General features: G+C 70.4%; 22 protein-coding genes. 9 read left to right on the top strand and 13 right to left on the bottom strand.

The window, feature by feature from the left end:
* From Srubr_RS13215 to Srubr_RS13180, 9 genes are all read left to right on the top strand, one after another.
* A partial coding sequence (locus tag Srubr_RS13215) for a hypothetical protein (RefSeq protein ID WP_203854999.1) occupies positions 1–265 on the top strand: 265 nt, incomplete at its 5' end.
* 395 nt (positions 266–660) lie between these two features.
* Positions 661–795, top strand: a complete 135-nt coding sequence (locus Srubr_RS41415) for a hypothetical protein (RefSeq protein WP_268987384.1) — start codon at positions 661–663, stop codon at positions 793–795.
* A gap of 496 nt (positions 796–1291) precedes the next feature.
* The gene (locus Srubr_RS13210; RefSeq protein ID WP_203854998.1) at positions 1292–2440 is read left to right on the top strand and encodes a hypothetical protein; all 1149 of its coding nucleotides are present in this window, start codon (positions 1292–1294) and stop codon (positions 2438–2440) included.
* A 102-nt stretch (positions 2441–2542) separates the two neighbouring features.
* A complete protein-coding gene (locus tag Srubr_RS13205; protein WP_189999973.1) occupies positions 2543–2893 on the top strand; it encodes a hypothetical protein in 351 nt (116 codons plus the stop codon).
* Positions 2890–3210, top strand: coding sequence for a hypothetical protein (locus Srubr_RS13200; RefSeq protein WP_189999974.1), 321 nt, complete (start codon positions 2890–2892; stop codon positions 3208–3210). Before Srubr_RS13205 ends, Srubr_RS13200 begins: the two co-directional genes overlap by 4 nt.
* A 310-nt stretch (positions 3211–3520) precedes the next feature.
* Positions 3521–3805: a hypothetical protein gene (locus tag Srubr_RS13195; protein WP_189999975.1), complete on the top strand. Its 285-nt coding sequence runs from the start codon at positions 3521–3523 to the stop codon at positions 3803–3805.
* An 81-nt stretch (positions 3806–3886) separates the two neighbouring features.
* Entirely contained in the window at positions 3887–4687 is an 801-nt protein-coding gene (locus tag Srubr_RS13190) for a hypothetical protein (protein ID WP_189999976.1), read from the top strand.
* Positions 4688–5507: 820 nt separating this feature from the next.
* Positions 5508–6578, top strand: a complete 1071-nt coding sequence (locus tag Srubr_RS13185; RefSeq protein ID WP_230426657.1) for an ArdC-like ssDNA-binding domain-containing protein — start codon at positions 5508–5510, stop codon at positions 6576–6578.
* Positions 6579–7418: 840 nt separating this feature from the next.
* Positions 7419–7646, top strand: a complete 228-nt coding sequence (locus tag Srubr_RS13180; protein ID WP_203854997.1) for a hypothetical protein — start codon at positions 7419–7421, stop codon at positions 7644–7646.
* A 196-nt stretch (positions 7647–7842) separates the two neighbouring features.
* On the opposite strand, the gene Srubr_RS13175 is transcribed toward Srubr_RS13180, so the two are convergent.
* The 13 genes from Srubr_RS13175 to Srubr_RS13115 form a co-directional block, all read right to left on the bottom strand.
* On the bottom strand, positions 7843–8214 hold the full coding sequence (locus tag Srubr_RS13175) for a hypothetical protein (RefSeq protein WP_189999988.1): 372 nt from the start codon (positions 8212–8214) through the stop codon (positions 7843–7845).
* Positions 8215–9076: 862 nt separating this feature from the next.
* A complete protein-coding gene (locus tag Srubr_RS13170; RefSeq protein WP_189999991.1) occupies positions 9077–10126 on the bottom strand; it encodes an ArdC-like ssDNA-binding domain-containing protein in 1050 nt (349 codons plus the stop codon).
* An 820-nt stretch (positions 10127–10946) separates the two neighbouring features.
* Positions 10947–11747, bottom strand: a complete 801-nt coding sequence (locus tag Srubr_RS13165; protein WP_189999976.1) for a hypothetical protein — start codon at positions 11745–11747, stop codon at positions 10947–10949.
* Between the two features lie 81 nt (positions 11748–11828).
* Positions 11829–12113: a hypothetical protein gene (locus tag Srubr_RS13160; RefSeq protein WP_189999975.1), complete on the bottom strand. Its 285-nt coding sequence runs from the start codon at positions 12111–12113 to the stop codon at positions 11829–11831.
* 310 nt (positions 12114–12423) lie between these two features.
* Complete coding sequence (locus tag Srubr_RS13155) at positions 12424–12744, bottom strand: hypothetical protein (protein WP_189999974.1); 321 nt, start codon at positions 12742–12744, stop codon at positions 12424–12426.
* Positions 12741–13091 carry a hypothetical protein gene (locus Srubr_RS13150; protein ID WP_189999973.1) on the bottom strand — a complete coding sequence of 117 codons (351 nt, stop codon included), beginning with the start codon at positions 13089–13091 and terminating at the stop codon, positions 12741–12743. The genes Srubr_RS13155 and Srubr_RS13150 overlap by 4 nt, the downstream gene beginning before the upstream one ends.
* 103 nt (positions 13092–13194) lie before the next feature.
* Positions 13195–15042, bottom strand: coding sequence for a ParB/RepB/Spo0J family partition protein (locus Srubr_RS13145; protein WP_189999972.1), 1848 nt, complete (start codon positions 15040–15042; stop codon positions 13195–13197).
* Between the two features lie 330 nt (positions 15043–15372).
* Positions 15373–15804 (bottom strand): hypothetical protein, encoded by a 432-nt coding sequence (locus Srubr_RS13140; protein ID WP_189999971.1) that lies wholly within the window; start codon positions 15802–15804, stop codon positions 15373–15375.
* An 83-nt stretch (positions 15805–15887) separates the two neighbouring features.
* Positions 15888–16292: a DUF6573 family protein gene (locus Srubr_RS13135; protein ID WP_189999970.1), complete on the bottom strand. Its 405-nt coding sequence runs from the start codon at positions 16290–16292 to the stop codon at positions 15888–15890.
* A 78-nt stretch (positions 16293–16370) separates the two neighbouring features.
* Positions 16371–16694: a hypothetical protein gene (locus Srubr_RS13130; protein WP_189999969.1), complete on the bottom strand. Its 324-nt coding sequence runs from the start codon at positions 16692–16694 to the stop codon at positions 16371–16373.
* A gap of 774 nt (positions 16695–17468) precedes the next feature.
* Positions 17469–18008, bottom strand: coding sequence for a hypothetical protein (locus Srubr_RS13125; protein WP_189999968.1), 540 nt, complete (start codon positions 18006–18008; stop codon positions 17469–17471).
* 615 nt (positions 18009–18623) lie between these two features.
* Positions 18624–19379: a hypothetical protein gene (locus Srubr_RS13120; protein ID WP_189999967.1), complete on the bottom strand. Its 756-nt coding sequence runs from the start codon at positions 19377–19379 to the stop codon at positions 18624–18626.
* Between the two features lie 78 nt (positions 19380–19457).
* A complete protein-coding gene (locus Srubr_RS13115) occupies positions 19458–19880 on the bottom strand; it encodes a hypothetical protein (protein ID WP_189999966.1) in 423 nt (140 codons plus the stop codon).
* Positions 19881–20030 lie beyond the last annotated feature (150 nt).

Here is a 20030-nt window from a genome sequence, read left to right as displayed (position 1 = left end):
GGCATCGTCCGGCGGACGTTCCGCTGACCTGGCGCAGCCGGTCACCGTTGGCGCGCTCGCCATGCGCATCGTGTCCAAGAGGCACTCGATTCACGATCCGCTGTCACGGTTCGCCGAGCTGTGCCACCGTGCGGGCCGCAGGCTCACCAGCGAGGTGACGTTCCGGGGAGAGGACGGAGAGCAGGGCGTGATCTGGGTGGACGAGAGCGGCGAGGTCGTGTGGGCCGAAACCGTCGCCCCCGGCCGGGGAACTTCCTGCCGATGACTCATCGCGTCCGGCCCGGCCCTCCGCCGGGCCGGACGCGACGGCCGCAACACCCCTCCCAGGGTGGCTGCGAACGCCGTAGATGGACCTGTCCGTGCGCGCCGACCGGACTGTGGTGAAGCCGCCGGCCGCGCCCGCCGGTGGTGGGGACTGCCCGCTACCGGCCCCCGTCTTGTACCGGCGATGTCGGTCGTTGAAGCGGGGAAAGCGCTGTTGAGGGCGCCGCGACACCTTGACTTCCGGTCTAAAGCTGGTAATATATTTCATGTCGGCAGGGGGTGGCGCCCCGACCGGCACTACTCGAAACCCGAACCGCGAGAGGGACTCATCATGACCGTGACCCAGGCCGAGCAGGCGGAACCCGCCGTCATCGAAGAGGAGGCCGGGCGCCTGGAATGGATCGACCCCTGGCCGACTTCAACCCGCCGGACGACCCGAACGAGAAGGACACCAACGCGGTCATCATCGACCCGTACAACCACCGCAAGAAGCGGACACTGGGGACAGCACGCAGCCCGATCCCGGCCTGATTGCCAGCGCGGAAGCGATCGGCATCCAGACGCCCCCGATCCTGCGGCCGCAGGGGTTGACCACGAGGGTGCAGTTGGGTGTCGTGGCGGGGCAGCGCCGCATGAAGGCGGCCCAGGATCGCCGCCGAGCGGGCAGTGGCCGCGAACCGTCCGTACCGGAAGGTCCGTGTGATCATCCGCGACGACCTGAAGGGCGCCGACGACGAAGTTCTGGTGGCATCCATGGCGGAGACGTGCACCGCAGGGCCGCCAGCCCCGAGGATGACCTGGAGACCGCCCAGCAGTTGACCCTGCTGGTAGGCGCCAAGCGGGTCCCGAAGGCGCGCAAGGCCCAGCTGGCCGCCGCGATCGGCCGGACGCCGGAAGAGCTGGACGTAGCGGCCAAGGTAGCCAAGCTCTCCCCGAGGCGCTCGATGAGCTGTGGGAGTGCGACGTTGAGCTGGACTGGGTCGAGCAGGCCGACTACGACGCGGTCAGGGACGTTCCCAACGCCCTGATGAAGCTGGAACAGGCGAAGCGGAAGGACCAGGCCGAGGGCAACACCAAGCGGGGCGCATGGCGGCAGGCCATGCAGGCCCTGCGGGCCGAGCAGGCGAAGGCCGAACGGATCGCGAAGATGCGGGCCGAACTGGCCGAGAAGATGATCCCCGTCGTCAACTGGCCCTACAGGTGGGAATACACCAGTGCCCGCCCCCTGGACGAGTTGGTCAGCGCCATCGGCCGCCCGCTCACCGAAGCCGGTCACAACGAGACCTGCGAGGGCCACGCGGCCGCGTTCGACCCGGCTGACGGTGAAGTCGTGTGGGTGTGCACCGACTACAAAAAGCACGGCCACCGCCTTGCCGGTGCCCCGGACCCCGACGACACCCACAGCCCGGAGGCCGACGAGAAGGCCGCCGCCGAGCGCGAGGCCGCCCGCGAGGAGGCCCGGCGGGTGAAGACCAACAACGCGGCGTGGCGGACGGCCCGGGAGGTCCGGCAGGCGTTCATCGTCGACATGTGCCAGGACAAGGGCGAGGCCCCGGCCGACGTGAAGGACCTCGTACTGACGGCGATCCTCACGGGCCGCTACACGTACACCCACTACGTGACGGCCGACAGCGGCAGCCTGCTGGCGATGTTCCTGAAGAGCGAGAAGTTGAGGCACACCCCGGCGGACGAGGTGGCCAAGCTGGTCAAGCGCACCGGGGCCAAGCGGTACTGGTGGTTGCTGTTCGCGCACGTCGCGGGCATGTACGAGTTCGAGCACATGACCGACGAGGCGTGGCGAGGGAAGAAGGACGAGTTCGGTCGGCGTAAGCCGATCGAGCCGCAGACCGTCGAATGGCTGAACTTCCTGAGGAAGCACGGTTACAGCCTTTCGGAGGTCGAGGAAGAGACCCTGGCCACCGCCCAGCAGCAGGCCGACGAGGAGGCGAAGCGGGTGGCCGAGCGCGCGGAGCGTGACGCGCGCTGGCGCCGTGAGCGGGCCGAAGCCGATGACACCAAGCAGGAGGCGGAGGACTCCCAGCCGGACGAGGATGGCGAGCCCGGGGACCAGACGGACGCCGGGCCCGCCGAGGACGAGCCGGAGGACACGGCCGACGAGCCGGAAGACGGGACCAGGGCCGACGACGGCGAGCAGAGCGCGGCCGAAGACGAGTAGTCCCCGGCGGGCCCGCTCGCGGGCCCGCCCACCAGCCGGGGCGGCGGATGGCACCGCTGCCCCGGCTCCCACTCGAAACCCGGCGCAACAGGAAGTTGATACATGCAGGACATTCCCGAGACCACGGGCGAGCGGCTGGCCCGCGCCATGCGCGCTCACGGCCTGGCCGTGAGCGCGCTGTTCTCCCGCCACGGCGGCGGGGGCCGGATCGTGGTCGACATCGAGGGCGGAGGCGAGATCTGGATCACCGGCGCCAACGGACAGATCGACCGGCAGACCGGTGACCATTTCGGGTGGGGTGCCGTCTACCGGCCGTACGGCGAGCGCAGCGGTGAGGGCGAGACGCGCATCTATGAGTCCACCGGCACTCGGGCCGCTTTCGAGCGAGACACGGCAGCCCTGATCGTTGCCGTCGTCCAGTGCGCCGCAGCGCGACGACTGGCCCCCGCATGAGCAGCGCCATAGTGCACCCGGCCCGTGCACTGGCCTACCTTGCCCGACAGGACGCCGGGCCGCCCCCTGCGGACGCCGAGGAACGCGACGGCTGGCGCGAGGAGCTGAAGGCCGGCCACGACGCCTACCGTGCCGGCCGAGCATTCGCGGTAGGCGTCGACCGCATCGACACCATCCGGCGAGCGATTGAGTCCGGCCGGTACGACGCGCGAGACTGCCGGGACCTCAAGGAAGCCCTGGACGCTGTCGTGCACGGATGCATGTCCTACTGGCGGGCGACACCGTACGGACTGGTCTGGATCGACAACGAGTCCTGACCGCCCGGATATGCAGACCGGCGACCGCCCTGCCATAAGGCAGGACCCCCCGCACACAGGTGCGACAGGCTGGCGCGGTCGCCGGTCCTCTCGAAACCCGCAACCTACGCGGACCACAAGGACACTGCCCAGGGACTTCGCAAACTGCGGAGACACCAGAGTAGCGGCTCGGAGCAGTGCGGCGGAAACAGGGGGGCAACGAGCCCCCACCTCTTGCAACCTGGCTTAAAGGTGGTATTGTTTTATGTGTCGGGAGGGGGTGGCACCCTGAACGGCACACTCGAAGCCCGAACCACTGGAGGGTACGGACATGACCACGATCATGGAGTTCCACGAGGCCGCCCTGTATGCCCTGCGTGACCGCATCATGACCACCGCAGCCGACGACGACCGAACCCCACAGCAGGAGTTGGACGGCCTCAGCGACAGGGGGCTGGCCGCCTACTGGCACGGCTACCGCACGGCCGTCGGAAACGGCCTTACCGGCTACGCCCTCCACGCCGCCGCTTTCCGCGCAGCCCTCACTGCCCCAACGGACGCGGCCCACGCCGACACGAAGCGCCTGCGACAGGTCCTCACACAGTCACTGGCCTGACCAAGCCGCTCCGGTCGGGGCGGCGGATGGCACCGCCGCCCCGACCTCACTCGGAACCCGAACCCACAGGAGAGCCCACACATGACCCTCATCCGAACCCCGGCGGCATACACGGACGGTGAGGCCGCCGCCGCCCGCTACCGACGGGATTTGCTGGTGGCCAGTTCCTGCGGCCGCATGCTCGCGGAGGCAATCGGCCGCCCCCTGCACCGTGCCCGGCACGCGGCGCAGATCTACCGCGCCGCCGTGGAGGACATCAAGGCCGACCGGCGCAACGCGCCCGGTCGTCGCTGGCTCCGTGATCAGTCCGCCGTGTGCCGCCGGCGTGCCCGCATCGCCGCCGACGAGAAGGCTATGGCCATCGAGAACGGACAACAGGCCCAGGCAGACCAGTGGGCCGCTCTCGCCGCCGCCTACGCCGAAGCCAGCGAGCACCTGGGCGGCACTGTTCTCCGCCCGAGCGACGCCATCGCCATGTTGACCGCCGCCGCCGAAGCCCTGGAGAGAGCCACCCTGCCCAGTCCAGCGCAGACTGGCCAGCCCGAAGGGGATACCCCCCTGTCCAGCATTCCCACCTACCGGATTGACACCGGGCGCCGAGCCCTCCGCGCCGCCCGGCGCGGCGAGGGGAACCTGACCAAGCACATCAACGGCGTGGTGGTGGAGTTGCTGTTGTTCGCCTGCTACGCAGAGAGGCAACACCAGAACGCCTACCGCACCGCCATGCAGGCCGTACGCGCCCTGGACCGCGCACGCGCAACCGCGCCGGAGAACAACCAGCGGGACATCGACCCGCAGGCCCTGGCCGCCGCGCTGGAACTTGCCGAGCAAGCCCTGAACACGGCCGAGGCCATCACCGGCCAGTCTGGCGAAACCGTCTGACCGGCAGCATCACCAGAACAGGCCGGGGCGCGGAACCGCGCCCCGGCCGAAGCATGTCCGGCCGCACCGCGCCGTCTGGCAGAAGCCTCTTCTCTGGCGCGCATGACCTACTGCACCAACCGTGCTGGCCGACGGTAGGCCGTTTGTGCCGGCTCCAGGTGCGCGGCGCCGTTGGGGTGACACCCGGCCCGGGGGGCCGGGTGCGAGGGGCGCTCTCGCGCCGCCCCCTCGCGCTCCCCCGGCGCTGCGGGCTGGGGCGGGGGTGCGACCGCGGGTTGGTGGGTGGGCATCGCACCTTCGGTGCGATCCGGCCGTGCGCCGCCGTCGTCGGGCCCTGGGGGCCCTCCTTTTGGCGGCCCTTCGGTCGCTGGCGCTCCCTGCGGGCTGCGGTCGCTGGCGCTCCCTTGCGCGGGGCCCCGGGGGGCTCCTCCGGACGCCCGCCCCCCGGGGACCGGGGGGCGGGGTGGGTGCGGCGCCGTTGTGGTCGGGGGGGCCGGCGCGGGCGTGGTGGTCGGGTGCCGGCGCGGGGTGGCGGGCGTGTGGGTGGCCGGGGTGGAGGAGGGGGTGCTGGTCGTCGTCGGGCCGGGGTGGGGGAGCGGGGTCGGTGGGCGGTTTACGTGGCGGGTGGTCGCCCGGCTGACGGTGGTGTCGTGGTGCTGAGCAGGGCTGGCAGGGTGGGGGGTTCCGGGGAAAAAGTGCTGGTCAGGTGGTCTTCCCCGCTTGCCATCCTGGCCTAAGTAGGGTATTGTTTTCTTTGTCGGGAGGGGGTGGCACCCCGAACGACACCACTCGAAACCCGAACCTGACGAAGAGGTAGCAAATGGCCACCAGGACGATGCGTCGCCGCTCCCCCCGGAAGTCGCCCGAGCAGGTCGCAGCCGAGGTAGCCGCTCTCAGGGAGAAGCTGAACGATGCCATCGAGTCGCTGGTTTCCGCCGACGGGTGGCGGGCGATGCTCCGCGCCACGATGGCAAACCTCGGCCGCTACTCGGCCAACAACATCATCTTGATCCTGGCCCAGTGCCCGCATGCCACCCAGGTCCGGAGCGCCAGGGAGTGGAACCGGAACGGCCGTCTGATCATCAAGGGACAGAAGGCGCTGAGGATCTTTGCCCCCATGACCCTCACCAAGAAGGACAGCGACGGAAACCCTGTCCTTGACGAGAGCGGCCGGGAACAGAAGCGCACCCTGTTCAAGACCGTCCCCGTGTTCGACATCAGCCAGACCCGCCCCATGGACAACGAGGAGAGCGCTCAGCCGGAGACGGAACAGCCCGTATATGAGCTTGGCGGAAAGACGCGGGGCGCAGCTCCGGCCGAACTGTGGGAGCGTCTGGAGCAGCACGCCGAAGGCCACGGATACACGGTCAGGCTCGGTGTGACCGCCCCGGCAGACGGTTTTACCCGCCCCGCCACGCGTGAAGTCGTCATCCAGGAAAGCGACCCCGAGGCCCATCGTGCGCTCGTCCTCGCCCACGAAGTCGCGCACATCGAATGTGGCCACGTCGAAGTTATGGACGAGTACCAGAAGCACCGGGGCCGCATGGAGTGCGAGGCTGAGTCCGTCGCCTACATCGTGGCCGGGGCAGCCGGTATGGACGCCGCGCTCACCTCCGTGCCTTACATCGCCACGTGGGCAGGCAAGACCGCCGAGGAGGTTCGCGAGACCCTTGCAGCCGCGAGTGAAAACCGTTGTGCGTGCTGCGCGCGCCATCCTCGCCACAACAGCCCCGACCGTCGCCGAGGGCGAAGCGGAGTACGCCGCCGAAGAGGCCGCAGGATCTGCATACCAGGCGGAGCGTGCCGAGATGATCAAGGCCAACGAACGGCGCGAGGCCGCCCGCGCGCTGGAGACGCCCGCCACGACATGACCGCCGGGGGCGATGGCTAACGCCCCAGCCCCTGGCCCCCTGAACCCGCGTTGCCGCCCGGACGACTCATCCGGGCGGCAACGCGGGAAGCCCGCTCCGGTCCCGGCGTGCGCGGAGTGCGCCGGTTTGTCGTCTGTGGCTGGGCTGAGTGCGCGCGCCGGGACCGATGCCGATCGGCCGACGGCCGGTCGGTGGGGCCACCGCCTGGTGCGCGGCGTCGTGGTGGTGCCCGGCCCGGGGGCCGGGTGCGAGGGGCGCTCTCGCGCCGCCCCCTCGCGCTCCCCCGGCGCTGCGGGCTGGGGCGGGGGTGCGACCGCGGGTTGGTGGTGGGCATCGCACCTTCGGTGCGATCCGGCCGTGCGCCGCCGTCGTCGGGCCCTGGGGGCCCTCCTTTTGGCGGCCCTTCGGTCGCTGGCGCTCCCTGCGGGCTGCGGTCGCTGGCGCTCCCTTGCGCGGGGCCCCGGGGGGCTCCTCCGGACGCCCGCCCCCCGGGGACCGGGGGGCGGGGTGGGTGCGGCGCCGTTGTGGTCGGGGGGGCCGGCGCGGGCGTGGTGGTCGGGTGCCGGCGCGGGGTGGCGGGCGTGTGGGTGGCCGGGGTGGAGGAGGGGGTGCTGGTCGTCGTCGGGCCGGGGTGGGGGAGCGGGGTCGGTGGGCGGTTTACGTGGCGGGTGGTCGCCCGGCTGACGGTGGTGTCGTGGTGCTGAGCAGGGCTGGCAGGGTGGGGGGTTCCGGGGAAAAGTGCTGGTCAGGTGGTCTTCCCCGCTTGCCATCCTGGCCTAAGTAGGGTATTGTTTTCTTTGTCGGGAGGGGGTGGCACCCCGAACGACACCACTCGAAACCCGAACCACACGGAGGCGCTCATGAGCGAGCAGATCACCACCGAACGAGTGGCCGAAACCGAAGAGATCGGGCGGGCCGTCTATTGGGCCCTGCGCACCGAAATGATCGAGGCGGCCGACCGGCGGGAAGTCGATGCCCCGCTGCTCGCCGAGGCACTGAAGATCGAGGCGATCTATCAGGCCGCCCGCGCCGCAATGGCCAAGGCCAGCGCCAACCGCCACCGCATTCTGTATGCATGTGGCGTCTGAAAGAGGACAGCCCACGCTGTCGCGGCGCTCATAGCCGCCGACCGTTAAGCCCTTGACCGTACAGAACGCCGTGGTCAGTCTCGCAGCCGCGCGGGACTTCTCGCTCCTGCCGGCGCGCGGCGATGATCCGAGCCGTCAAGAAGTGACAAGTCGGGAGTCGGGCGGCGGCAGATGCCGCCGCCCGACTCCCGACTTGTCACTTCTTGACGGCGGGCTCATCGCCGCCGAGCGGCAGGAGCGAGAAGTCCTCGCGCGGCGCGAGCCTGACCACGGCGTTCTGTACGGTCAAGGGCTTAACGGTCGGCGGCATGAGCGCCGCGACAGCGTGGCTGTCCCTCTTCAGACGCCACATCGCATACAGAATGCGGTGGCGGTCGGCGCTGGCCTTGGCCATTGCGGCGCGGGCGGCCTGATAGATCGCCTCGATCTTCAGTGCCTCGGCGAGCAGCGGGGCATCGACTTCCCGCCGGTCGGCCGCCTCGATCATTTCGGTGCGCAGGGCCCAATAGACGGCCCGCCCGATCTCTTCGGTTTCGGCCACTCGTTCGGTGGTGATCTGCTCGCTCATGAGCGCCTCCGTGTGGTTCGGGTTTCGAGTGGTGTCGTTCGGGGTGCCACCCCCTCCCGACAAAGAAAACAATACCCTACTTAGGCCAGGATGGCAAGCGGGGAAGACCACCTGACCAGCACTTTTTCCCCGGAACCCCCCACCCTGCCAGCCCTGCTCAGCACCACGACACCACCGTCAGCCGGGCGACCACCCGCCACGTAAACCGCCCACCGACCCCGCTCCCCCACCCCGGCCCGACGACGACCAGCACCCCCTCCTCCACCCCGGCCACCCACACGCCCGCCACCCCGCGCCGGCACCCGACCACCACGCCCGCGCCGGCCCCCCCGACCACAACGGCGCCGCACCCACCCCGCCCCCCGGTCCCCGGGGGGCGGGCGTCCGGAGGAGCCCCCCGGGGCCCCGCGCAAGGGAGCGCCAGCGACCGCAGCCCGCAGGGAGCGCCAGCGACCGAAGGGCCGCCAAAAGGAGGGCCCCCAGGGCCCGACGACGGCGGCGCACGGCCGGATCGCACCGAAGGTGCGATGCCCACCCACCAACCCGCGGTCGCACCCCCGCCCCAGCCCGCAGCGCCGGGGGAGCGCGAGGGGGCGGCGCGAGAGCGCCCCTCGCACCCGGCCCCCGGGCCGGGCACCACCACGACGCCGCGCACCAGGCGGTGGCCCCACCGACCGGCCGTCGGCCGATCGGCATCGGTCCCGGCGCGCGCACTCAGCCCAGCCACAGACGACAAACCGGCGCACTCCGCGCACGCCGGGACCGGAGCGGGCTTCCCGCGTTGCCGCCCGGATGAGTCGTCCGGGCGGCAACGCGGGTTCAGGGGGCCAGGGGCTGGGGCGTTAGCCATCGCCCCCGGCGGTCATGTCGTGGCGGGCGTCTCCAGCGCGCGGGCGGCCTCGCGCCGTTCGTTGGCCTTGATCATCTCGGCACGCTCCGCCTGGTATGCAGATCCTGCGGCCTCTTCGGCGGCGTACTCCGCTTCGCCCTCGGCGACGGTCGGGGCTGTTGTGGCGAGGATGGCGCGCGCAGCACGCACAACGGTTTCACTCGCGGCTGCAAGGGTCTCGCGAACCTCCTCGGCGGTCTTGCCTGCCCACGTGGCGATGTAAGGCACGGAGGTGAGCGCGGCGTCCATACCGGCTGCCCCGGCCACGATGTAGGCGACGGACTCAGCCTCGCACTCCATGCGGCCCCGGTGCTTCTGGTACTCGTCCATAACTTCGACGTGGCCACATTCGATGTGCGCGACTTCGTGGGCGAGGACGAGCGCACGATGGGCCTCGGGGTCGCTTTCCTGGATGACGACTTCACGCGTGGCGGGGCGGGTAAAACCGTCTGCCGGGGCGGTCACACCGAGCCTGACCGTGTATCCGTGGCCTTCGGCGTGCTGCTCCAGACGCTCCCACAGTTCGGCCGGAGCTGCGCCCCGCGTCTTTCCGCCAAGCTCATATACGGGCTGTTCCGTCTCCGGCTGAGCGCTCTCCTCGTTGTCCATGGGGCGGGTCTGGCTGATGTCGAACACGGGGACGGTCTTGAACAGGGTGCGCTTCTGTTCCCGGCCGCTCTCGTCAAGGACAGGGTTTCCGTCGCTGTCCTTCTTGGTGAGGGTCATGGGGGCAAAGATCCTCAGCGCCTTCTGTCCCTTGATGATCAGACGGCCGTTCCGGTTCCACTCCCTGGCGCTCCGGACCTGGGTGGCATGCGGGCACTGGGCCAGGATCAAGATGATGTTGTTGGCCGAGTAGCGGCCGAGGTTTGCCATCGTGGCGCGGAGCATCGCCCGCCACCCGTCGGCGGAAACCAGCGACTCGATGGCATCGTTCAGCTTCTCCCTGAGAGCGGCTACCTCGGCTGCGACCTGCTCGGGCGACTTCCGGGGGGAGCGGCGACGCATCGTCCTGGTGGCCATTTGCTACCTCTTCGTCAGGTTCGGGTTTCGAGTGGTGTCGTTCGGGGTGCCACCCCCTCCCGACAAAGAAAACAATACCCTACTTAGGCCAGGATGGCAAGCGGGGAAGACCACCTGACCAGCACTTTTTCCCCGGAACCCCCCACCCTGCCAGCCCTGCTCAGCACCACGACACCACCGTCAGCCGGGCGACCACCCGCCACGTAAACCGCCCACCGACCCCGCTCCCCCACCCCGGCCCGACGACGACCAGCACCCCCTCCTCCACCCCGGCCACCCACACGCCCGCCACCCCGCGCCGGCACCCGACCACCACGCCCGCGCCGGCCCCCCCGACCACAACGGCGCCGCACCCACCCCGCCCCCCGGTCCCCGGGGGGCGGGCGTCCGGAGGAGCCCCCCGGGGCCCCGCGCAAGGGAGCGCCAGCGACCGCAGCCCGCAGGGAGCGCCAGCGACCGAAGGGCCGCCAAAAGGAGGGCCCCCAGGGCCCGACGACGGCGGCGCACGGCCGGATCGCACCGAAGGTGCGATGCCCACCCACCAACCCGCGGTCGCACCCCCGCCCCAGCCCGCAGCGCCGGGGGAGCGCGAGGGGGCGGCGCGAGAGCGCCCCTCGCACCCGGCCCCCCGGGCCGGGTGTCACCCCAACGGCGCCGCGCACCTGGAGCCGGCACAAACGGCCTACCGTCGGCCAGCACGGTTGGTGCAGTAGGTCATGCGCGCCAGAGAAGAGGCTTCTGCCAGACGGCGCGGTGCGGCCGGACATGCTTCGGCCGGGGCGCGGTTCCGCGCCCCGGCCTGTTCTGGTGATGCTGCCGGTCAGACGGTTTCGCCAGACTGGCCGGTGATGGCCTCGGCCGTGTTCAGGGCTTGCTCGGCAAGTTCCAGCGCGGCGGCCAGGGCCTGCGGGTCGATGTCCCGCTGGTTGTTCTCCGGCGCGGTTGCGCGTGCGCGGTCCAGGGCGCGTACGGCCTGCATGGCGGTGCGGTAGGCGTTCTGGTGTTGCCTCTCTGCGTAGCAGGCGAACAACAGCAACTCCACCACCACGCCGTTGATGTGCTTGGTCAGGTTCCCCTCGCCGCGCCGGGCGGCGCGGAGGGCTCGGCGCCCGGTGTCAATCCGGTAGGTGGGAATGCTGGACAGGGGGGTATCCCCTTCGGGCTGGCCAGTCTGCGCTGGACTGGGCAGGGTGGCTCTCTCCAGGGCTTCGGCGGCGGCGGTCAACATGGCGATGGCGTCGCTCGGGCGGAGAACAGTGCCGCCCAGGTGCTCGCTGGCTTCGGCGTAGGCGGCGGCGAGAGCGGCCCACTGGTCTGCCTGGGCCTGTTGTCCGTTCTCGATGGCCATAGCCTTCTCGTCGGCGGCGATGCGGGCACGCCGGCGGCACACGGCGGACTGATCACGGAGCCAGCGACGACCGGGCGCGTTGCGCCGGTCGGCCTTGATGTCCTCCACGGCGGCGCGGTAGATCTGCGCCGCGTGCCGGGCACGGTGCAGGGGGCGGCCGATTGCCTCCGCGAGCATGCGGCCGCAGGAACTGGCCACCAGCAAATCCCGTCGGTAGCGGGCGGCGGCGGCCTCACCGTCCGTGTATGCCGCCGGGGTTCGGATGAGGGTCATGTGTGGGCTCTCCTGTGGGTTCGGGTTCCGAGTGAGGTCGGGGCGGCGGTGCCATCCGCCGCCCCGACCGGAGCGGCTTGGTCAGGCCAGTGACTGTGTGAGGACCTGTCGCAGGCGCTTCGTGTCGGCGTGGGCCGCGTCCGTTGGGGCAGTGAGGGCTGCGCGGAAAGCGGCGGCGTGGAGGGCGTAGCCGGTAAGGCCGTTTCCGACGGCCGTGCGGTAGCCGTGCCAGTAGGCGGCCAGCCCCCTGTCGCTGAGGCCGTCCAACTCCTGCTGTGGGGTTCGGTCGTCGTCGGCTGCGGTGGTCATGATGCGGTCACGCAGGGCATACAGGGCGGCCTCGTGGAACTCCATGATCGTGGTCATGTCCGTACCCTCCAGTGGTTCGGGCTTCGAGTGTGCCGTTCAGGGTGCCACCCCCTCCCGACACATAAAACAATACCACCTTTAAGCCAGGTTGCAAGAGGTGGGGGCTCGTTGCCCCCCTGTTTCCGCCGCACTGCTCCGAGCCGCTACTCTGGTGTCTCCGCAGTTTGCGAAGTCCCTGGGCAGTGTCCTTGTGGTCCGCGTAGGTTGCGGGTTTCGAGAGGACCGGCGACCGCGCCAGCCTGTCGCACCTGTGTGCGGGGGGTCCTGCCTTATGGCAGGGCGGTCGCCGGTCTGCATATCCGGGCGGTCAGGACTCGTTGTCGATCCAGACCAGTCCGTACGGTGTCGCCCGCCAGTAGGACATGCATCCGTGCACGACAGCGTCCAGGGCTTCCTTGAGGTCCCGGCAGTCTCGCGCGTCGTACCGGCCGGACTCAATCGCTCGCCGGATGGTGTCGATGCGGTCGACGCCTACCGCGAATGCTCGGCCGGCACGGTAGGCGTCGTGGCCGGCCTTCAGCTCCTCGCGCCAGCCGTCGCGTTCCTCGGCGTCCGCAGGGGGCGGCCCGGCGTCCTGTCGGGCAAGGTAGGCCAGTGCACGGGCCGGGTGCACTATGGCGCTGCTCATGCGGGGGCCAGTCGTCGCGCTGCGGCGCACTGGACGACGGCAACGATCAGGGCTGCCGTGTCTCGCTCGAAAGCGGCCCGAGTGCCGGTGGACTCATAGATGCGCGTCTCGCCCTCACCGCTGCGCTCGCCGTACGGCCGGTAGACGGCACCCCACCCGAAATGGTCACCGGTCTGCCGGTCGATCTGTCCGTTGGCGCCGGTGATCCAGATCTCGCCTCCGCCCTCGATGTCGACCACGATCCGGCCCCCGCCGCCGTGGCGGGAGAACAGCGCGCTCACGGCCAGGCCGTGAGCGCGCATGGCGCGGGCCAGCCGCTCGCCCGTGGTCTCGGGAATGTCCTGCATGTATCAACTTCCTGTTGCGCCGGGTTTCGAGTGGGAGCCGGGGCAGCGGTGCCATCCGCCGCCCCGGCTGGTGGGGCGGGCCCGCGAGCGGGCCCGCCGGGGACTACTCGTCTTCGGCCGCGCTCTGCTCGCCGTCGTCGGCCCTGGTCCCGTCTTCCGGCTCGTCGGCCGTGTCCTCCGGCTCGTCCTCGGCGGGCCCGGCGTCCGTCTGGTCCCCGGGCTCGCCATCCTCGTCCGGCTGGGAGTCCTCCGCCTCCTGCTTGGTGTCATCGGCTTCGGCCCGCTCACGGCGCCAGCGCGCGTCACGCTCCGCGCGCTCGGCCACCCGCTTCGCCTCCTCGTCGGCCTGCTGCTGGGCGGTGGCCAGGGTCTCTTCCTCGACCTCCGAAAGGCTGTAACCGTGCTTCCTCAGGAAGTTCAGCCATTCGACGGTCTGCGGCTCGATCGGCTTACGCCGACCGAACTCGTCCTTCTTCCCTCGCCACGCCTCGTCGGTCATGTGCTCGAACTCGTACATGCCCGCGACGTGCGCGAACAGCAACCACCAGTACCGCTTGGCCCCGGTGCGCTTGACCAGCTTGGCCACCTCGTCCGCCGGGGTGTGCCTCAACTTCTCGCTCTTCAGGAACATCGCCAGCAGGCTGCCGCTGTCGGCCGTCACGTAGTGGGTGTACGTGTAGCGGCCCGTGAGGATCGCCGTCAGTACGAGGTCCTTCACGTCGGCCGGGGCCTCGCCCTTGTCCTGGCACATGTCGACGATGAACGCCTGCCGGACCTCCCGGGCCGTCCGCCACGCCGCGTTGTTGGTCTTCACCCGCCGGGCCTCCTCGCGGGCGGCCTCGCGCTCGGCGGCGGCCTTCTCGTCGGCCTCCGGGCTGTGGGTGTCGTCGGGGTCCGGGGCACCGGCAAGGCGGTGGCCGTGCTTTTTGTAGTCGGTGCACACCCACACGACTTCACCGTCAGCCGGGTCGAACGCGGCCGCGTGGCCCTCGCAGGTCTCGTTGTGACCGGCTTCGGTGAGCGGGCGGCCGATGGCGCTGACCAACTCGTCCAGGGGGCGGGCACTGGTGTATTCCCACCTGTAGGGCCAGTTGACGACGGGGATCATCTTCTCGGCCAGTTCGGCCCGCATCTTCGCGATCCGTTCGGCCTTCGCCTGCTCGGCCCGCAGGGCCTGCATGGCCTGCCGCCATGCGCCCCGCTTGGTGTTGCCCTCGGCCTGGTCCTTCCGCTTCGCCTGTTCCAGCTTCATCAGGGCGTTGGGAACGTCCCTGACCGCGTCGTAGTCGGCCTGCTCGACCCAGTCCAGCTCAACGTCGCACTCCCACAGCTCATCGAGCGCCTCGGGGGAGAGCTTGGCTACCTTGGCCGCTACGTCCAGCTCTTCCGGCGTCCGGCCGATCGCGGCGGCCAGCTGGGCCTTGCGCGCCTTCGGGACCCGCTTGGCGCCTACCAGCAGGGTCAACTGCTGGGCGGTCTCCAGGTCATCCTCGGGGCTGGCGGCCCTGCGGTGCACGTTCTCCGCCATGGATGCCACCAGAACTTCGTCGTCGGCGCCCTTCAGGTCGTCGCGGATGATCACACGGACCTTCCGGTACGGACGGTTCGCGGCCACTGCCCGCTCGGCGGCGATCCTGGCCGCCTTCATGCGGCGCTGCCCCGCCACGACACCCAACTGCCCCTCGTGGTCACCCACCTGCGGCCGCAGGATCGGGGGCGTCTGGATGCCGATCGCTTCCGCGCTGGCAATCAGGCCGGGATCGGGCTGCGTGCTGTCCCCAGTGTCCCGCTTCTTGCGGTGGTTGTACGGGTCGATGATGACCGCGTTGGTGTCCTTCTCGTTCGGGTCGTCCGGCGGGTTGAAGTCGGCCAGGGGGTCGATCCATTCCAGGCGCCCGGCCTCCTCTTCGATGACGGCGGGTTCCGCCTGCTCGGCCTGGGTCACGGTCATGATGAGTCCCTCTCGCGGTTCGGGTTTCGAGTAGTGCCGGTCGGGGCGCCACCCCCTGCCGACATGAAATATATTACCAGCTTTAGACCGGAAGTCAAGGTGTCGCGGCGCCCTCAACAGCGCTTTCCCCGCTTCAACGACCGACATCGCCGGTACAAGACGGGGGCCGGTAGCGGGCAGTCCCCACCACCGGCGGGCGCGGCCGGCGGCTTCACCACAGTCCGGTCGGCGCGCACGGACAGGTCCATCTACGGCGTTCGCAGCCACCCTGGGAGGGGTGTTGCGGCCGTCGCGTCCGGCCCGGCGGAGGGCCGGGCCGGACGCGATGAGTCATCGGCAGGAAGTTCCCCGGCCGGGGGCGACGGTTTCGGCCCACACGACCTCGCCGCTCTCGTCCACCCAGATCACGCCCTGCTCTCCGTCCTCTCCCCGGAACGTCACCTCGCTGGTGAGCCTGCGGCCCGCACGGTGGCACAGCTCGGCGAACCGTGACAGCGGATCGTGAATCGAGTGCCTCTTGGACACGATGCGCATGGCGAGCGCGCCAACGGTGACCGGCTGCGCCAGGTCAAGCGGAACGTCCGCCGGGACGAGTGCCCACACGCCCACCATGTCGGACCAGGGACCTGCGGCCTCCGGGTCGTCCACGCCGTCAGCCAGGCAGAAGACCGGCAGATCCGGCCCTTGCAGCTCACGGAGAGCGGGGGCGGGGATCGGCGGGGTGATCTTGATGGTGCCCTGGGCGTGGTAGTCGTAGCCCATGCGGGGCCTCCTTGTACGGGTAGAGCGGGTTCCGAGTGAAAGCGCCGGGGCGGCAGTGCCATCCGCCGCCCCGGGCGGGCGGGTTAGTAGGGCAGACGTTCCGTGGGGCGCATGATCGTGATGACGCGCTCGCCCTGGTCACCGGGTGACGCCTCCGCCACGAGGGTCACGCGCTGGGCCTGCCGCGTGCCCCCGTCGACAGGAACGCGGTAGAGGGTGAACGCCAGCCGGGGCGGGCGTCCGGTGCCAGCTGCCGCCTTGATCGCGATGGAGGCGCTGAGCAGCAAATCCCACTCGCGCTCGGTCGGATCGAGCCGGATGCCGGTCTCCCACGCGTAGCCGTCGGGAACGGCGACGCAATCGCGGTAGACAGCCTCGGTCATGGCCACCGGGGCGGGGTACTGCAACTCTTCGACAATGCCGGGGTCGGCCTCGATCAGCCTCCCGTCCTTGATCGCGTGCGCCCGGGTGTAGGGGGTCGTGCTCACGGATTGCCTCCTGGCGTGCGGTGGGGTTTCGAGCGGGGGCCGGGGCGGCGGTGCCAGCCGCCGCCCCGACCAGTCGGATCAGAAGCGGTCGGACTGGACCGCGTAGTGGGTGCCCGGGAAGGTAGCGATGTGCTTGAACAGCTGACCGGCGACGATGATCAGATCGCGCCCCTCCACGCCCTCGAACTCCTCCACGTGGTGACGGTTCGACTCGGCGGCCTCCAGAAGCGCAGCGATCTCGGCCTGAAGCGGGGAAGCGGCGCGGACCTGGACAATCTCCGACGCGTAGTGGGAATACTGCTCCGTCGCCCAGTCCAGGACAACGGTGTACGAACGCATCCCCCCGCTGGCCGCGCGGCGTCGGGCGCGGACCGTCCGGATGGCCTCGATGAGCGTGCGCATTCTGGTTCTCCTGTCGGTTCGGGTTTCGAGTGGTGTCGTTCGGGGCGCCACCCCCTCCCGACAAAGAAAACAATACCCTACTTAGGCCAGGATGGCAAGCGGGGAAGACCACCTGACCAGCACTTTTTCCCCGGAACCCCCCACCCTGCCAGCCCTGCTCAGCACCACGACACCACCGTCAGCCGGGCGACCACCCGCCACGTAAACCGCCCACCGACCCCGCTCCCCCACCCCGGCCCGACGACGACCAGCACCCCCTCCTCCACCCCGGCCACCCACACGCCCGCCACCCCGCGCCGGCACCCGACCACCACGCCCGCGCCGGCCCCCCCGACCACAACGGCGCCGCACCCACCCCGCCCCCCGGTCCCCGGGGGGCGGGCGTCCGGAGGAGCCCCCCGGGGCCCCGCGCAAGGGAGCGCCAGCGACCGCAGCCCGCAGGGAGCGCCAGCGACCGAAGGGCCGCCAAAAGGAGGGCCCCCAGGGCCCGACGACGGCGGCGCACGGCCGGATCGCACCGAAGGTGCGATGCCCACCCACCAACCCGCGGTCGCACCCCCGCCCCAGCCCGCAGCGCCGGGGGAGCGCGAGGGGGCGGCGCGAGAGCGCCCCTCGCACCCGGCCCCCCGGGCCGGGCACCACCCGCCCAGACGGCGCCACGCAACCACACGATGAACGGGGACGGCTGTCGACCCACAGCCGAAGGTGGCCACCCACAGACGCCACCGCCTTGGCAGGGTGGGCGGGATTCCCGCTCACCCTGCCGGGTGAGGATCAGCCCTGGCAGGTCGGGTGCTCGATCACGCGGAACGCGGTGCCGTTGTCGGCCGTGATCACCTCACCGCGCGCGATGCCCTCCACGAGCGACTGGATCTCCCCAGTGCGAAGGTCGGCCCTCTGCATCTGGGCCCGCAGGCAGCCCGCAACGTCGATGGGCTCAGCTGTCTCGTCACCCTCCACGATGGTGATCCAGTCCCGGCCTGCGGGACGGAACTGCCCCAGGTACCTCGGAGACTTCGGGGCGGCGGCGGACCCGCCCCTTACGACCTGCTCGACCATGTACTCCAGGTAGCCCACCCGCTCGTTGCGGTACTCGGCCACGGCCTCCTGGATGGTGCGCTCGGCGCCGCCCGGCTGCCCCATCTTGTCGGCCAGGTGCAGCAGGTCCGTGATCAGCTCCGCGATCCGGGTGGCACCGGTACCGGGGGTCTTCTGGTACAGCTCCCATGCCGGTCGAGCCAGCTCGGCACAGTTCGCGGGGATGGGCGGGGTGTCGTCGAGGAAGACGGGACCGTCGTCCAGCACGCCAGTCATGGTTTTCCCTCTCGTCAGGTTCGGGTTTCGAGTGGTGTCGTTCGGGGTGCCACCCCCTCCCGACAAAGAAAACAATACCCTACTTGAGCCAGGATGGCAAGCAGGGAAAGCCACCTGACCAGCACTTTTTCCCCGGAACCCCGCCACCCGCACCCGACCACCGGCAGGGCCACCCCCCACCCTGCCAGCCCTGCTCAGCACCACGACACCACCGTCAGCCGGGCGACCGCCGGCCACGTAAACCGCCCACCGACCCCGCTCCCCCACCCCGGCCACTCATCGGCCCGCAACTCGCCGTGCGCTCCCGCCCTTCGGGGGTGGGGCTCCGCCGGAGGCGGTCCTACTGGTCGTCCCTCGACCTGGTGCTGTCCGGCGTCAACCGCCGCGGTCCGGACAGACACGGCGGTCCGCGTCAGCGGACCTCGGCCGCCGCGCGGCCGGCCGGCCCCGAAGGGGCCAGAAGCAGGGGCCGCGCCGGCGGGCGCGTCGACGTCCCGGTGCCGCCGGCGCCGGGACACCAGCACCGCCACGCCGTCAGGCGTGTCCGCTACCACCGAAGCGGCGCCACCCCGCCCGGCATAACCGAGGGGGCGGCGCCGGACCGGCGGGGCTCCGTTAGCGGGTTGGCTCGGCGGTCCACGTCCCGCATTTGGTCTTGTCACGGCGGTAGCCTTGCCACACGTAGTGGGTGTGGTCCGTCTGGTAGCGGCCGCAGTCCGCGCATGGAGTGCCGAAGTCGCCGGGCTCGGCCACGGGTTCGGCGGTCCACTCCTGGGGGCCGGACCACGGGAATCCTCCTCGTGCGAAGCGGATGCCTCCACCGGGCATGAGGTGAGCCCATCCGCTGGGCCAGTCGATCGGCCCTTCCCTGAGGCAGACCTCGACGGCCCCGAGCATGGCGTGACGGCTCCACAGATAGCTTTCGCCGTCAGGGGAGGTGATCCGGTAGCCGGGAGCGGTGACCTGCCCTTCAGGGTCGTGGATGAGCACTCCCGCCGCCGGGTCAGGTTCGAAGCGCCGGACGGAGTGGCTGGGCGACTGGCGGTATCGAATCACTCCGTCATCAGTGACGGTCGCCTCGCTGGCAATCAGTCCCCAGAGGCTGCTGCCCAGGAAGCTGCGTACCCCCTTGCCCGCTACTCGGCGGGGTCCGTAGGAAACGGGCGCTGGGGGCCATTCGCCACCGCTCTCGTCGACCCTCTCGTAGTGGACGTAAATGGGCATGTCGCTGAGTACGACGTGCGGGAAGGGGGGGCCGTCGTACCACTGGGGCACTGGGGCAATGAGGATCTTGGCTCCGGGGAGCTTCTGCCGGGTCTGGATCTCGCCGTTGCCGTTCTGATGCCGCTGCTGTTGGTCTGCGGTCGCCACGTGAAGTTCTTTCTGCCGTTGAAGTGTTCGGGGTGTGGCCGGGCGGGGATGCCGCCCCGCCCGGCCGGTTACAGGTGGTCAGATCGTGCCGAGGAGCAGAAGCCACGACGGCGATCCGTGCTCACACTTGCCATCCGGCTCCACCCAGCACCCGTCACGGGCCTCGGCTCCGCCTTCGGACAGCCACTCCTGCATCTCCTCGACGGAGGGCCCGTCCACGCCGCCTCCGCGCACGGGCTCCTGGTTCGCCTCGCGGGAGACGATGAGCGCCTGCCTGGCCAAGTTGAAGGTCGTCATGTCCTCCGCCCACCACGGGGCTTCACTGACCTGGAACTTCCGGTGCGTGACGTCCTTCAGTCCGTGCCGACTCAACTCCAGTACGCGGTCAGTCCAGCCGGTGACTCGCGGATATGCGTGAGCGTCGCTCAAAAGGCAGGCGATCCTGTCTCCGACCTGCACGTCCTGCGTGGGGACCCATTCGAGTTCAACTTCTATGTCCATCGCGTCTCCGTGGTTCGGGTTTCGAGTGGTGTCGTTCGGGGCGCCATCCCCTCCCAACAAAGACAACAATACCCTACTTGAGCCAGGACGGCAAGCAGGGAAGACCCCTGACCAGCACGTTTTCCCCGGAACCCCGCCACCCGCACCCGA

The organism is Streptomyces rubradiris (assembly GCF_016860525.1).
In the GTDB taxonomy this organism is placed as follows: Bacteria; Actinomycetota; Actinomycetes; order Streptomycetales; family Streptomycetaceae; genus Streptomyces; species Streptomyces rubradiris.
Note: the sequence above shows the minus strand (reverse complement) of the source record. Positions and strands in the feature narration are given on the sequence as shown.

Coding starts and splice junctions, on each gene's coding strand:
- Srubr_RS41415 (WP_268987384.1), top strand. CDS start 661: ATGGATCGACCCCTGGCCGACTTCAACCCGCCGGACGACCCGAACGAG.
- Srubr_RS13210 (WP_203854998.1), top strand. CDS start 1,292: ATGAAGCTGGAACAGGCGAAGCGGAAGGACCAGGCCGAGGGCAACACC.
- Srubr_RS13205 (WP_189999973.1), top strand. CDS start 2,543: ATGCAGGACATTCCCGAGACCACGGGCGAGCGGCTGGCCCGCGCCATG.
- Srubr_RS13200 (WP_189999974.1), top strand. CDS start 2,890: ATGAGCAGCGCCATAGTGCACCCGGCCCGTGCACTGGCCTACCTTGCC.
- Srubr_RS13195 (WP_189999975.1), top strand. CDS start 3,521: ATGACCACGATCATGGAGTTCCACGAGGCCGCCCTGTATGCCCTGCGT.
- Srubr_RS13190 (WP_189999976.1), top strand. CDS start 3,887: ATGACCCTCATCCGAACCCCGGCGGCATACACGGACGGTGAGGCCGCC.
- Srubr_RS13185 (WP_230426657.1), top strand. CDS start 5,508: ATGGCCACCAGGACGATGCGTCGCCGCTCCCCCCGGAAGTCGCCCGAG.
- Srubr_RS13180 (WP_203854997.1), top strand. CDS start 7,419: ATGAGCGAGCAGATCACCACCGAACGAGTGGCCGAAACCGAAGAGATC.
- Srubr_RS13175 (WP_189999988.1), bottom strand. CDS start 8,214: ATGAGCGAGCAGATCACCACCGAACGAGTGGCCGAAACCGAAGAGATC.
- Srubr_RS13170 (WP_189999991.1), bottom strand. CDS start 10,126: ATGGCCACCAGGACGATGCGTCGCCGCTCCCCCCGGAAGTCGCCCGAG.
- Srubr_RS13165 (WP_189999976.1), bottom strand. CDS start 11,747: ATGACCCTCATCCGAACCCCGGCGGCATACACGGACGGTGAGGCCGCC.
- Srubr_RS13160 (WP_189999975.1), bottom strand. CDS start 12,113: ATGACCACGATCATGGAGTTCCACGAGGCCGCCCTGTATGCCCTGCGT.
- Srubr_RS13155 (WP_189999974.1), bottom strand. CDS start 12,744: ATGAGCAGCGCCATAGTGCACCCGGCCCGTGCACTGGCCTACCTTGCC.
- Srubr_RS13150 (WP_189999973.1), bottom strand. CDS start 13,091: ATGCAGGACATTCCCGAGACCACGGGCGAGCGGCTGGCCCGCGCCATG.
- Srubr_RS13145 (WP_189999972.1), bottom strand. CDS start 15,042: ATGACCGTGACCCAGGCCGAGCAGGCGGAACCCGCCGTCATCGAAGAG.
- Srubr_RS13140 (WP_189999971.1), bottom strand. CDS start 15,804: ATGGGCTACGACTACCACGCCCAGGGCACCATCAAGATCACCCCGCCG.
- Srubr_RS13130 (WP_189999969.1), bottom strand. CDS start 16,694: ATGCGCACGCTCATCGAGGCCATCCGGACGGTCCGCGCCCGACGCCGC.
- Srubr_RS13125 (WP_189999968.1), bottom strand. CDS start 18,008: ATGACTGGCGTGCTGGACGACGGTCCCGTCTTCCTCGACGACACCCCG.
- Srubr_RS13115 (WP_189999966.1), bottom strand. CDS start 19,880: ATGGACATAGAAGTTGAACTCGAATGGGTCCCCACGCAGGACGTGCAG.